General features: G+C 57.4%; 4 protein-coding genes and 5 rRNA genes. 4 read left to right on the forward strand and 5 right to left on the reverse strand.

Annotation, left to right across the window (positions count from 1 at the left end):
- Positions 1–28: 28 nt before the first annotated feature.
- The 3 genes from ACTAQJ_RS16100 (at position 29) to ACTAQJ_RS16110 (ending at position 2,678) form a co-directional block, all read left to right on the forward strand.
- Positions 29–931 carry an alpha/beta fold hydrolase gene (locus tag ACTAQJ_RS16100; RefSeq protein WP_431117461.1) on the forward strand — a complete coding sequence of 301 codons (903 nt, stop codon included), beginning with the start codon at positions 29–31 and terminating at the stop codon, positions 929–931.
- Entirely contained in the window at positions 928–1,782 is an 855-nt protein-coding gene (locus ACTAQJ_RS16105) for an alpha/beta fold hydrolase (protein WP_498697587.1), read from the forward strand. The genes ACTAQJ_RS16100 and ACTAQJ_RS16105 overlap by 4 nt, the downstream gene beginning before the upstream one ends.
- Before the next feature lie 62 nt (positions 1,783–1,844).
- Positions 1,845–2,678: an alpha/beta fold hydrolase gene (locus ACTAQJ_RS16110; RefSeq protein WP_431117459.1), complete on the forward strand. Its 834-nt coding sequence runs from the start codon at positions 1,845–1,847 to the stop codon at positions 2,676–2,678.
- A 105-nt stretch (positions 2,679–2,783) separates the two neighbouring features.
- Here ACTAQJ_RS16110 and rrf (ACTAQJ_RS16115) read toward each other — a convergent pair.
- The 3 genes from rrf (ACTAQJ_RS16115) to ACTAQJ_RS16125 form a co-directional block, all read right to left on the reverse strand.
- A 5S ribosomal RNA gene (gene rrf / locus ACTAQJ_RS16115) occupies positions 2,784–2,900 on the reverse strand.
- 145 nt (positions 2,901–3,045) lie between these two features.
- A 23S ribosomal RNA gene (locus ACTAQJ_RS16120) occupies positions 3,046–6,191 on the reverse strand.
- 548 nt (positions 6,192–6,739) lie between these two features.
- Positions 6,740–8,260: ribosomal RNA gene (locus ACTAQJ_RS16125) — 16S ribosomal RNA — on the reverse strand.
- A gap of 508 nt (positions 8,261–8,768) precedes the next feature.
- Here ACTAQJ_RS16125 and ACTAQJ_RS16130 point away from each other — a divergent pair.
- Positions 8,769–9,362: an HhH-GPD-type base excision DNA repair protein gene (locus ACTAQJ_RS16130; protein WP_498697588.1), complete on the forward strand. Its 594-nt coding sequence runs from the start codon at positions 8,769–8,771 to the stop codon at positions 9,360–9,362.
- A 375-nt stretch (positions 9,363–9,737) separates the two neighbouring features.
- Here the strand turns inward: ACTAQJ_RS16130 and rrf (ACTAQJ_RS16135) are convergent.
- Positions 9,738–9,854 (reverse strand): 5S ribosomal RNA (gene rrf / locus ACTAQJ_RS16135).
- Positions 9,855–10,035: 181 nt separating this feature from the next.
- Positions 10,036–13,181 (reverse strand): 23S ribosomal RNA (locus ACTAQJ_RS16140).
- The 16S, 23S and 5S rRNA genes sit together here, the layout of an rRNA operon.
- Positions 13,182–13,601: the final 420 nt, after the last annotated feature.

Raw genomic sequence — 13,601 nt, forward strand, 5'->3', positions numbered from 1 at the left:
CCTCTACGTCCGGACATAGACTCGGGCTGTGGAGACGTGGACAGTTGAAACGGACGACGGCGGCGGGCAGCTTGAGGTGCACACGTTCCGGCCGGCGTCGAAAGCCTCGATTCCCGGTTCGCAGGCGCCTGCGGAACCGTCCGGCGTCGTCGTGGTCCATGGGACTTTGGTGACCGATTCCCTGTACTGGCCCTTCGCGCGGACCCTGAGCCTCATGCTGGGGCGACCGGTCCATTGCTACAACCGGCGAGGCCGCGGCCGTTCGGCGCCACAACCGCCCGGCTACTCCGCCGGCACCGAGATCGCGGACCTTCAGGCGGTGATGCGGAGGACAGACTCAACGGATGTCGTGGCGCACAGTTACGGCGGCTTCGTGGCGCTTCAGGCGGCTCGCAGCACCAAGATCAACCGCCTGGTCACCTACGATGCCGCTGTCTCGCTATCAGGAAATCTCCATGGCCGGTGGCGTCCGGAATTGGAAGCCGCAGTTACCGCAGGCCAACTGGACCATGCGTGGGCCCATCTGGTGCAGGGTTTGGGAACGGCCGGTCCCATCTCCTACCTGCCGATGGGAGCCTTGCGGATGCTGAGCATCCTCTCTGCACAGACGCGGCTGGGTTCGGAGATGCGCTCCCTGTTGCCCACCGCCGTCGCCGAAATGCGGGCCGTACTCGACGCCGACGCGCATCTTCACGATTTCACCTCGCTCGTGACTCCAACACTCATGCTTAGCGGCGGCTGGAGTCCGTCCTACTTCGCCGAGACCGGCCGCACCCTTGCTGGAGCGGTTCCAGTCATCGACTTCGCTATTGTGCCCTTGCAGTTCCATGAAGGTCCCCTGCGGCCAGGCAGGCGGCTTGCAGCCCGAATCGCCCGTTTCCTCTCAGGAGGCACAGCCCCAGTGCCGGCGCGCCCTAGGATAAACCGGTGAGGGAACGCACCATCAAAACGCACGACGGCGGCAAACTCGCCTTGTACAGCTACGGCGCGGAAGACGCACCCGGGGAGCGCCGCGTGGTCCTGATCGGTGGCGCATTCCTCACTGCCCTGATCTATCGGCCCTTTTCCATTGCCCTCGCGAAGGGCCTCGGTGATGGGTGGGCCGTGGACGTCTACGATCGCAGGGGCCGCGGCAACTCCAGCGATCAACCACACAACTACTCCATGGTCACGGAAATTGCGGATGTGCGCACCATCATGGATGCCACCGACGCGAGGAACATCCTCGGCCACAGCCTGGGCGGGTCGGTGGCCCTCAACGCTGCGCAGGCGTTTGCCGGCACACGGCACCAACCGGACAGGCTCGCCGTTTACGACGCGGCAGTTAATATCGACGGAAGCATGGACACCGACTGGATGGCCGGCTTCGAGGATTCCGTGAACAAGGGCAACATCAACCTCGCATTGGCCCGCATGAAGCAGGGAATGCATCCGGGAAGTGCGTTGGCCCGGGTCCCTGAACCCCTGCTGGTGGGCCTCATGGCCGTGGTTTCGCGAACCAAAGTCAACACAATGTTCCGTGAACTCCTGCCATCCGGCGTCGGAGAACTCAAAGCTGCCTTCGACGCCACGGAAACTCCGCGCGATTTCTCCGTTCTACCTGCCAGCACCCATTTCATGGTGGGCAAGAAGAGCCCGCAGTACTACAAGGTAACCGCAGCGCGTTTGCACGCCGCTGTTCCCGGAAGCACCCTTGAGATATCGCCAAAGGGCTTCCATGGCTCCGTTCCAGCCGCTGTGAAGGAACTCGTCATGGACATTTCGGACTACTTCAAAAGCTGATTGTTGTCCACATAACGTCCGGCATGCTGCCTGCGTTCAGGTGGCTCGGTTAGGCTCAAGACATGACGCGCGAGATCATCACCACAACGGACGGCGGACACCTCGAGGTACTGACTACGGGCGGTGACCTGGCAGCTGCAGGCTCCGGCATCGTGGTCGTGCCCGCCTCAATGGTGACGGCCTCCGACTACACACGTTTCGCGCAGAAACTGAGTGAGTCCCTCGGCCGGCCTGTCCATACCTTCAACCGCCGTGGACGCGGTGAATCATCTCCGCAGCCCGAGGACTACACCCTCGAAGCCGACATCCGGGATCTTGACGCTGTCATGAAACACACATCCAGCACTGACGTTTTCGGGCACAGCTTCGGCGGCGCCGTTGCACTGCATGCGGCACGGACCTTACCGGTTGAGCGGCTCGCCGTTTACGATCCCGCTGTCTCCGTCAACCACAGCGTCAAAGCTGACTGGACGCCGGAATATGAACGCGCGACGGCGGCAGGAGACTACGATCGCGGACTCGCCGTACTCATCAAGGGAGTAGAGACCGGTGGGGCCTTCGCGCGCATGCCCCTGTCCATGTTGACGCTCGCCACCAAGCTGACCGCCGGAACACCCATGGGCAAGCAGATGCGGGAACTGATGACGTGCGGAGTCCGCGAAATCAAGGCAGTGATAGCTGCGGATATGCCCGCCGAGCCGTTCCTTGAACTGCCCCTTGAAACGCTGATCGTGGTGGGCGAGAAGAGCCCCGCCTACTTCGGTGTGGCGTGCGGCCAGATCCACGACGTCCTGTCCGGCTCGAGCTACACCATCCTCCCTGGATTCGGGCACGATGGCCCCAACAAGGCGCCCGACAAGCTCATCGCAGAGTTGTCTGAGTTCTTCTCGGGCTAGGGGAGTTCGCCTCTGGGTGGGCTTTCCCGCCCTGGGCGTGGCTGGTTGTTAAATGGGAGACCCCCCGACCCGTGGTGTGGGTTGGGGGGTCTCGACCTAATGTGTGTCCGGCGGTGTCCTACTCTCCCACACCCTCCCGGGTGCAGTACCATCGGCGCTGTGGGTCTTAGCTTCCGGGTTCGGAATGGGACCGGGCGTTTCCCCCACGCTATGACCGCCGTAACCTTGTTACCCGTCCCCGGTCACCGGTTTGGGTGGCGGGGTGGGAAGATTCGTGGTTACAACATTGTGGTGTTGTTATTCAGTTGTTGGTTCCTGGAACGGTTGTTGTTCGGGAACCACATAGTGGACGCGTGCAGTGTTGTGTGTGGTGTAAGTTGTTGGCCTATTAGTACCGGTCAGCTTCACGAGTCTTTGGTCCTCGCTTCCACATCCGGCCTATCAACCCAGTGGTCTGGCTGGGGGCCTCTCACACAAATTGTGTATGGAAATCTCATCTTGAAGCGAGCTTCCCGCTTAGATGCTTTCAGCGGTTATCCCATCCGAACGTAGCTAATCAGCGGTGCACTTGGCAGTACAACTGACACACCAGAGGTTCGTCCGTCCCGGTCCTCTCGTACTAAGGACAGCCCTTCTCAAATTTCCTGCGCGCGCAGCGGATAGGGACCGAACTGTCTCACGACGTTCTAAACCCAGCTCGCGTACCGCTTTAATGGGCGAACAGCCCAACCCTTGGGACCTACTCCAGCCCCAGGATGCGACGAGCCGACATCGAGGTGCCAAACCATGCCGTCGATATGGACTCTTGGGCAAGATCAGCCTGTTATCCCCGAGGTACCTTTTATCCGTTGAGCGACGGCCATTCCACAATGTACCGCCGGATCACTAGTCCCGACTTTCGTCCCTGCTTGAGATGTCTCTCTCACAGTCAAGCTCCCTTGTGCACTTACACTCGACACCTGATTGCCAACCAGGCTGAGGGAACCTTTGGGCGCCTCCGTTACTTTTTAGGAGGCAACCGCCCCAGTTAAACTACCCATCAGGCACTGTCCCTGACCCGGATCACGGGCCGAAGTTAGATGTCCAAAGTGACCAGAGTGGTATTTCAACGATGACTCCACCCGAACTGGCGTCCGGGTTTCAACGTCTCCCACCTATCCTACACAAGCCACTCCGAACACCAATACCAAACTATAGTAAAGGTCTCGGGGTCTTTCCGTCCTGCTGCGCGTAACGAGCATCTTTACTCGTACTGCAATTTCGCCGAGTTTATGGTTGAGACAGCGGGGAAGTCGTTACTCCATTCGTGCAGGTCGGAACTTACCCGACAAGGAATTTCGCTACCTTAGGATGGTTATAGTTACCACCGCCGTTTACTGGGGCTTAAATTCTCAGCTTCGCCCCCGAAGGGGCTAACCGGTCCTCTTAACCTTCCAGCACCGGGCAGGAGTCAGTCCGTATACATCGTCTTGCGACTTCGCACGGACCTGTGTTTTTAGTAAACAGTCGCTTCCCCCTGGTCTCTGCGGCCCACACCCGCTCCACAGAGCAAGTCTGTATCACGGGGCAGGCCCCCCTTCTCCCGAAGTTACGGGGGCATTTTGCCGAGTTCCTTAACCATAATTCTCTCGATCGCCTTGGTATTCTCTACCTGATCACCTGTGTCGGTTTGGGGTACGGGCGGCTAAAACCTCGCGTCGATGCTTTTCTAGGCAGCATAGGATCACCGGATCCCCCCGAACGGGGGTCCCATCAGATCTCAGGAGCGTGCTCGAAGCACACAGGAACGGATTTGCCTATCCCTGACCCTACATCCTTGGACCGGGGCAACCATCGCCCGGCCCGGCTACCTTCCTGCGTCACACCTGTTAATACGCTTACCTCCCGGGATCAGGTCCCGCGCTCGGCCAAAACCCACACACCACAAGGGTGGGCGGGCAGGCTCCGGGCGGTTAGTATCCCCCGCTTGGCATGGGCGGTTTTTCGCCGGTACGGGAATATCAACCCGTTGTCCATCGACTACGCCTGTCGGCCTCGCCTTAGGTCCCGACTTACCCAGGGCAGATTAGCTTGACCCTGGAACCCTTGATCATTCGGCGGACGGGTTTCTCACCCGTCTTTCGCTACTCATGCCTGCATTCTCACTCGTGTAGGCTCCACCGCTGGTTTCCACCGCGACTTCACTGCCCACACGACGCTCCCCTACCACTCCACACCCCTGAACCACGAAGGCTAGGGTACTGTGTGAAATCCACAACTTCGGCGGTGTACTTGAGCCCCGCTACATTGTCGGCGCGGAATCACTTGACCAGTGAGCTATTACGCACTCTTTCAAGGATGGCTGCTTCTAAGCCAACCTCCTGGTTGTCTTCGCAACTCCACATCCTTTCCCACTTAGCACACGCTTAGGGGCCTTAGTTGGTGGTCTGGGCTGTTTCCCTCTCGACTATGAAGCTTATCCCCCACAGTCTCACTGCTGCGCTCTCACTTACCGGCATTCGGAGTTTGGCTGACGTCAGTAACCTTGTAGGGCCCATCGGCCATCCAGTAGCTCTACCTCCGGCAAGAAACACGCAACGCTGCACCTAAATGCATTTCGGGGAGAACCAGCTATCACGGAGTTTGATTGGCCTTTCACCCCTACCCACAGCTCATCCCCTCCATTTTCAACTGAAGTGGGTTCGGTCCTCCACGACGTCTTACCGTCGCTTCAACCTGGCCATGGGTAGATCACTCCGCTTCGGGTCTAGATCACGCCACTACACTCGCCCTGTTCAGACTCGCTTTCGCTACGGCTACCCCACACGGGTTAACCTCGCGACGTAACACTAACTCGCAGGCTCATTCTTCAAAAGGCACGCCGTCACCAGAATCAGACTGGCTCCGACGGATTGTAAGCACACGGTTTCAGGTACTGTTTCACTCCCCTCCCGGGGTACTTTTCACCTTTCCCTCACGGTACTGGTCCGCTATCGGTCATTAGGAAGTATTTAGGCTTATCAGGTGGTCCTGACAGATTCGCACGGGATTTCTCGGGCCCCGTGCTACTTGGGATCCTCTCCAGGCGGTACACAACATTACGGTTACGGGGCTCACACCCTCTCTGGCCGGCCTTTCAAGACCGTTCACCTATGCCTGCACTACACACCCCACCAGTCCGGCAGAACCAGTACGGAAAGTCCCACAACCCCGCCCATGCAACGCCCGCCGGCTATCACACATGGAAACGGTTTAGCCTGATCCGCGTTCGCTCGCCACTACTAACGGAATCACTCTTGTTTTCTCTTCCTGCGGGTACTGAGATGTTTCACTTCCCCGCGTTCCCCCCACGCACCCTATGTGTTCAGATGCGGGTCACACAATCACCATGACAGCGTTGTGCGGGGTTTCCCCATTCGGACATCCTGGGATCAACGCTCGGTTATCAACTCCCCCAGGCTTATCGCAGATTCCTACGTCCTTCTTCGGCTCCTAATGCCAAGGCATCCACCGTGTGCCCTTAAAAACTTGACCACACAAAGATCAAAAACTTACTCGAGAGAACCATGACCACTAAGGGCCAGGTTCATTCATAAGAAATTGCTGTAAGAACACACACACGTGTGTGTTCCAGATGCTCGCGTCCACTATGTAGTTCTCAAACAACAACCCCATCAACCAGACCCCCGGACACCACAACCCCCACACCCACAAAAGGAGCGGAGCCGCTAAACAGTGACCGGTGATACCGGAAGCAGGAACAAAAGAAACACCAGAAGATGCCCCCATGCATTGCTGCAAAAAGGTCCTGTTGCCTCAGGACCCAACAGTGCGCCAAACACAACCCACACAAACCACGCCCCAGCGCGTTCCTGACACCACCACACCCCACAAAGGAGACGCGGCACTGCCGTACTAACACCAGGACACAACCGGAAAGGCCATGCCAAAAAAACTCTTGATTCGTTGATGTTTCCACCCATGAGCACCCACCGCAGAACAGACGCCTGCGCAATGGGCAACACTGACAACCCGTCATCCACCCATGCAGGTGAACAACACAGCTGTTAGCAGCTCCTTAGAAAGGAGGTGATCCAGCCGCACCTTCCGGTACGGCTACCTTGTTACGACTTAGTCCCAATCGCCGGTCCCACCTTCGACGGCTCCCCCCACAAGGGTTAGGCCACCGGCTTCGGGTGTTACCAACTTTCGTGACTTGACGGGCGGTGTGTACAAGGCCCGGGAACGTATTCACCGCAGCGTTGCTGATCTGCGATTACTAGCGACTCCGACTTCATGGGGTCGAGTTGCAGACCCCAATCCGAACTGAGACCGGCTTTTTGGGATTAGCTCCACCTCACAGTATCGCAACCCTTTGTACCGGCCATTGTAGCATGCGTGAAGCCCAAGACATAAGGGGCATGATGATTTGACGTCGTCCCCACCTTCCTCCGAGTTGACCCCGGCAGTCTCCTATGAGTCCCCGCCATAACGCGCTGGCAACATAGAACGAGGGTTGCGCTCGTTGCGGGACTTAACCCAACATCTCACGACACGAGCTGACGACAACCATGCACCACCTGTAAACCGACCGCAAGCGGGGCACCTGTTTCCAGGTCTTTCCGGTTCATGTCAAGCCTTGGTAAGGTTCTTCGCGTTGCATCGAATTAATCCGCATGCTCCGCCGCTTGTGCGGGCCCCCGTCAATTCCTTTGAGTTTTAGCCTTGCGGCCGTACTCCCCAGGCGGGGCACTTAATGCGTTAGCTACGGCGCGGAAAACGTGGAATGTCCCCCACACCTAGTGCCCAACGTTTACGGCATGGACTACCAGGGTATCTAATCCTGTTCGCTCCCCATGCTTTCGCTCCTCAGCGTCAGTTACAGCCCAGAGACCTGCCTTCGCCATCGGTGTTCCTCCTGATATCTGCGCATTTCACCGCTACACCAGGAATTCCAGTCTCCCCTACTGCACTCTAGTCTGCCCGTACCCACTGCAGAACCGGAGTTGAGCCCCGGTCTTTCACAGCAGACGCGACAAACCGCCTACGAGCTCTTTACGCCCAATAATTCCGGATAACGCTTGCGCCCTACGTATTACCGCGGCTGCTGGCACGTAGTTAGCCGGCGCTTCTTCTGCAGGTACCGTCACTTTCGCTTCTTCCCTACTGAAAGAGGTTTACAACCCGAAGGCCGTCATCCCTCACGCGGCGTCGCTGCATCAGGCTTTCGCCCATTGTGCAATATTCCCCACTGCTGCCTCCCGTAGGAGTCTGGGCCGTGTCTCAGTCCCAGTGTGGCCGGTCACCCTCTCAGGCCGGCTACCCGTCGTCGCCTTGGTAGGCCATTACCCCACCAACAAGCTGATAGGCCGCGAGTCCATCCAAAACCACAAAAGCTTTCCACCACCATGACATGCGCCAGATGGTCGTATCCGGTATTAGACCCAGTTTCCCAGGCTTATCCCAGAGTCAAGGGCAGGTTACTCACGTGTTACTCACCCGTTCGCCACTAATCCCCCAGCAAGCTGGGATCATCGTTCGACTTGCATGTGTTAAGCACGCCGCCAGCGTTCATCCTGAGCCAGGATCAAACTCTCCGTTGAAAAATAACAGACACAACCACACCCACCGGAAATAACGGCAAGACACGGCTGCACAAAATTCGAAACCAGCTGAAAACCAGACCACCACACACGGGGGTGCGCAGCAATCCGGCCATAATTTCAACCAATCAATAAAACAATCGGCATCAACAAACTTGGCACACTATTGAGTTCTCAAACAACAGACCCCCCAAAACATCACCCCGCACAGCGCACCACAAAAGCAGCACACCCAACAAGGCCATTGGAAAAGAAGAGTTATTTTTGGCCGCCTACCGAACCGTACACACCTTCCGGCTTTCCGTTTCGCACCCGGCGACTCAGAAAACAATACACGCCCCACACCCCCAACGCAAATCCACCCCAACAACCCCCCAACACAACCCCAACAACCCCCAAACACCACCCCAAAAACCCGCGCCAGCCCGCCGTCGGACATTACTCTGTTCGTTCATCAACCTGGCCAACCTGATCACTTCCGATGACGACCGTGCGCACCGGTGGGAGGATGGGACGCATGGAATTGCACATCACAGGAGATGCCGCCGCCGATCAGCTATTGAGTGACGATGCTTTCGCATTGCTGACCGGAATGTTGCTCGATCAACAGGTAACCATGGAGTCGGCGTTTGCCGGTCCGGAAAAGATCCGTACACGCCTTGGATCACTGGATCCTGGCACGATCGCGGACTACGACCCCGCAGGCTTCGTGGAGGTATTCAAAGAACGCCCCGCCGTGCATCGCTTCCCAGGGTCCATGGCCGGCAGGGTCCAAGCCCTCGCCGAAACGGTACACCGGGATTGGAACGGCGACGCTGCGGCAATCTGGACCAGCGGCAATCCCGACGGTGCTGAAGTACTGCGCCGGCTCAAGGCCTTGCCTGGGTTCGGAGAGCAGAAAGCGAAAATCTTCCTGGCCCTCCTGGGTAAGCAATGCGGCCTTCAAGCCAAAGGATGGCGGGAAGCAGCCGGGCACTACGGCGAGGAGGGCTCATACCTCTCTGTTGCCGACATCGTGGATCCAGATTCCCTGGTCAAAGTTCGCGCCAGCAAACAAGCCGCCAAGGCAGCTGCGAAGGCCTCTAAGACAACGAGCACCTAATCACTCCAGCGTTGACGGGTAGCTGTCGCGCGACCATGCCAGGTTTTCCAATTCCTTCAGCTTTTCCACATAGGTGGATTGGGATCTGATGCGAGATTGTGCGTGCTGGAAGAGTGTTTTCCATGGACGGGATTGGGGAGCATCAAGAAGCCACAGTCGTTTCTGATGCGCCTGGGGGTGCATTGCCGGCGGCCCGCGCTACGGTCATTCATGGCGGTTAACGACCGAAGGCCTCCACGGTAGTGGAGGCCTTCGTCTTTGATTCACGGTTGGCAGGCCTCTGGTCGGAGACGCTTGTTCATGCCTTTTGTTGTGTTGCTTAAATGGGAGACCCCCGACCCGTGGTGTGGGTTGGGGGGTCTCTACCTAATGTGTGTCCGGCGGTGTCCTACTCTCCCACACCCTCCCGGGTGCAGTACCATCGGCGCTGTGGGTCTTAGCTTCCGGGTTCGGAATGGGACCGGGCGTTTCCCCCACGCTATGACCGCCGTAACCTTGTTACCCGTTCCCCGCACCGGTTTGGGTGGTGGGGGTGGGAAGACTGGTGGTTACAACATGTGTGTTCCCTCGATGTTGAGGGTCCTGTGGTGTTGTGTATTCAGTTGTGGTTTTGTTCCTGTGAGCAACGGGTTGTTGTTCGGGAACCACATAGTGGACGCGTGCAGTGTTGTGTGTGGTGTAAGTTGTTGGCCTATTAGTACCGGTCAGCTTCACGAGTCTTTGGTCCTCGCTTCCACATCCGGCCTATCAACCCAGTGGTCTGGCTGGGGGCCTCTCACACAAATTGTGTATGGAAATCTCATCTTGAAGCGAGCTTCCCGCTTAGATGCTTTCAGCGGTTATCCCATCCGAACGTAGCTAATCAGCGGTGCACTTGGCAGTACAACTGACACACCAGAGGTTCGTCCGTCCCGGTCCTCTCGTACTAAGGACAGCCCTTCTCAAATTTCCTGCGCGCGCAGCGGATAGGGACCGAACTGTCTCACGACGTTCTAAACCCAGCTCGCGTACCGCTTTAATGGGCGAACAGCCCAACCCTTGGGACCTACTCCAGCCCCAGGATGCGACGAGCCGACATCGAGGTGCCAAACCATGCCGTCGATATGGACTCTTGGGCAAGATCAGCCTGTTATCCCCGAGGTACCTTTTATCCGTTGAGCGACGGCCATTCCACAATGTACCGCCGGATCACTAGTCCCGACTTTCGTCCCTGCTTGAGATGTCTCTCTCACAGTCAAGCTCCCTTGTGCACTTACACTCGACACCTGATTGCCAACCAGGCTGAGGGAACCTTTGGGCGCCTCCGTTACTTTTTAGGAGGCAACCGCCCCAGTTAAACTACCCATCAGGCACTGTCCCTGACCCGGATCACGGGCCGAAGTTAGATGTCCAAAGTGACCAGAGTGGTATTTCAACGATGACTCCACCCGAACTGGCGTCCGGGTTTCAACGTCTCCCACCTATCCTACACAAGCCACTCCGAACACCAATACCAAACTATAGTAAAGGTCTCGGGGTCTTTCCGTCCTGCTGCGCGTAACGAGCATCTTTACTCGTACTGCAATTTCGCCGAGTTTATGGTTGAGACAGCGGGGAAGTCGTTACTCCATTCGTGCAGGTCGGAACTTACCCGACAAGGAATTTCGCTACCTTAGGATGGTTATAGTTACCACCGCCGTTTACTGGGGCTTAAATTCTCAGCTTCGCCCCCGAAGGGGCTAACCGGTCCTGTTAACCTTCCAGCACCGGGCAGGAGTCAGTCCGTATACATCGTCTTGCGACTTCGCACGGACCTGTGTTTTTAGTAAACAGTCGCTTCCCCCTGGTCTCTGCGGCCCACACCCGCTCCACAGAGCAAGTCTGTATCACGGGGCAGGCCCCCCTTCTCCCGAAGTTACGGGGGCATTTTGCCGAGTTCCTTAACCATAATTCTCTCGATCGCCTTGGTATTCTCTACCTGATCACCTGTGTCGGTTTGGGGTACGGGCGGCTAAAACCTCGCGTCGATGCTTTTCTAGGCAGCATAGGATCACCGGATCCCCCCGAACGGGGGTCCCATCAGATCTCAGGAGCGTGCTCGAAGCACACAGGAACGGATTTGCCTATCCCTGACCCTACATCCTTGGACCGGGGCAACCATCGCCCGGCCCGGCTACCTTCCTGCGTCACACCTGTTAATACGCTTACCTCCCGGGATCAGGTCCCGCGCTCGGCCAAAACCCACACACCACAAGGGTGGGCGGGCAGGCTCCGGGCGGTTAGTATCCCCCGCTTGGCATGGGCGGTTTTTCGCCGGTACGGGAATATCAACCCGTTGTCCATCGACTACGCCTGTCGGCCTCGCCTTAGGTCCCGACTTACCCAGGGCAGATTAGCTTGACCCTGGAACCCTTGATCATTCGGCGGACGGGTTTCTCACCCGTCTTTCGCTACTCATGCCTGCATTCTCACTCGTGTAGGCTCCACCGCTGGTTTCCACCGCGACTTCACTGCCCACACGACGCTCCCCTACCACTCCACACCCCTGAACCACGAAGGCTAGGGTACTGTGTGAAATCCACAACTTCGGCGGTGTACTTGAGCCCCGCTACATTGTCGGCGCGGAATCACTTGACCAGTGAGCTATTACGCACTCTTTCAAGGATGGCTGCTTCTAAGCCAACCTCCTGGTTGTCTTCGCAACTCCACATCCTTTCCCACTTAGCACACGCTTAGGGGCCTTAGTTGGTGGTCTGGGCTGTTTCCCTCTCGACTATGAAGCTTATCCCCCACAGTCTCACTGCTGCGCTCTCACTTACCGGCATTCGGAGTTTGGCTGACGTCAGTAACCTTGTAGGGCCCATCGGCCATCCAGTAGCTCTACCTCCGGCAAGAAACACGCAACGCTGCACCTAAATGCATTTCGGGGAGAACCAGCTATCACGGAGTTTGATTGGCCTTTCACCCCTACCCACAGCTCATCCCCTCCATTTTCAACTGAAGTGGGTTCGGTCCTCCACGACGTCTTACCGTCGCTTCAACCTGGCCATGGGTAGATCACTCCGCTTCGGGTCTAGATCACGCCACTACACTCGCCCTGTTCAGACTCGCTTTCGCTACGGCTACCCCACACGGGTTAACCTCGCGACGTAACACTAACTCGCAGGCTCATTCTTCAAAAGGCACGCCGTCACCAGAATCAGACTGGCTCCGACGGATTGTAAGCACACGGTTTCAGGTACTGTTTCACTCCCCTCCCGGGGTACTTTTCACCTTTCCCTCACGGTACTGGTCCGCTATCGGTCATTAGGAAGTATTTAGGCTTATCAGGTGGTCCTGACAGATTCGCACGGGATTTCTCGGGCCCCGTGCTACTTGGGATCCTCTCCAGGCGGTACACAACATTACGGTTACGGGGCTCACACCCTCTCTGGCCGGCCTTTCAAGACCGTTCACCTATGCCTGCACTACACACCCCACCAGTCCGGCAGAACCAGTACGGAAAGTCCCACAACCCCGCCCATGCAACGCCCGCCGGCTATCACACATGGAAACGGTTTAGCCTGATCCGCGTTCGCTCGCCACTACTAACGGAATCACTCTTGTTTTCTCTTCCTGCGGGTACTGAGATGTTTCACTTCCCCGCGTTCCCCCCACGCACCCTATGTGTTCAGATGCGGGTCACACAATCACCATGACAGCGTTGTGCGGGGTTTCCCCATTCGGACATCCTGGGATCAACGCTCGGTTATCAACTCCCCCAGGCTTATCGCAGATTCCTACGTCCTTCTTCGGCTCCTAATGCCAAGGCATCCACCGTGTGCCCTTAAAAACTTGACCACACACATCAAACTCTCGTTTGACCATGCATCATCTATTCGAGAGAACCATGACCACAAGGGCCAGGTTCATTCATAAGAAATTGCTGTAGGAACACACACACGTGTGTGTTCCAGATGCTCGCGTCCACTATGTAGTTCTCAAACAACAACCCCATCAACCAGACCCCCGGACACCACAACCCACACACCCATAAAAGGAGCGGAGCTGCCGACAGTGACCGGTGATACCGGAAGCAGGAACAAAAGAAACACCAGAAGATGCCCCCATGCATTGCTGCAAAAAGGTCCTGTTGCCTCAGGACCCAACAGTGCGCCAAACACAACCCACACAAACCACGCCCCAGCGCGTTCCTGACACCACCACACCCCACAAAGGAGACGCGGCACTGCCGTACTAACACCAGGACACAACCGGTAA

This window comes from Arthrobacter sp. alpha11c (assembly GCF_054149985.1).

Bases quoted from the DNA above. Each gene is read 5' to 3' on its own strand.
- ACTAQJ_RS16110 (WP_431117459.1), top strand. From the start codon at position 1,845: ATGACGCGCGAGATCATCACCACAACGGACGGCGGACACCTCGAGGTA.
- ACTAQJ_RS16130 (WP_498697588.1), top strand. From the start codon at position 8,769: ATGGGACGCATGGAATTGCACATCACAGGAGATGCCGCCGCCGATCAG.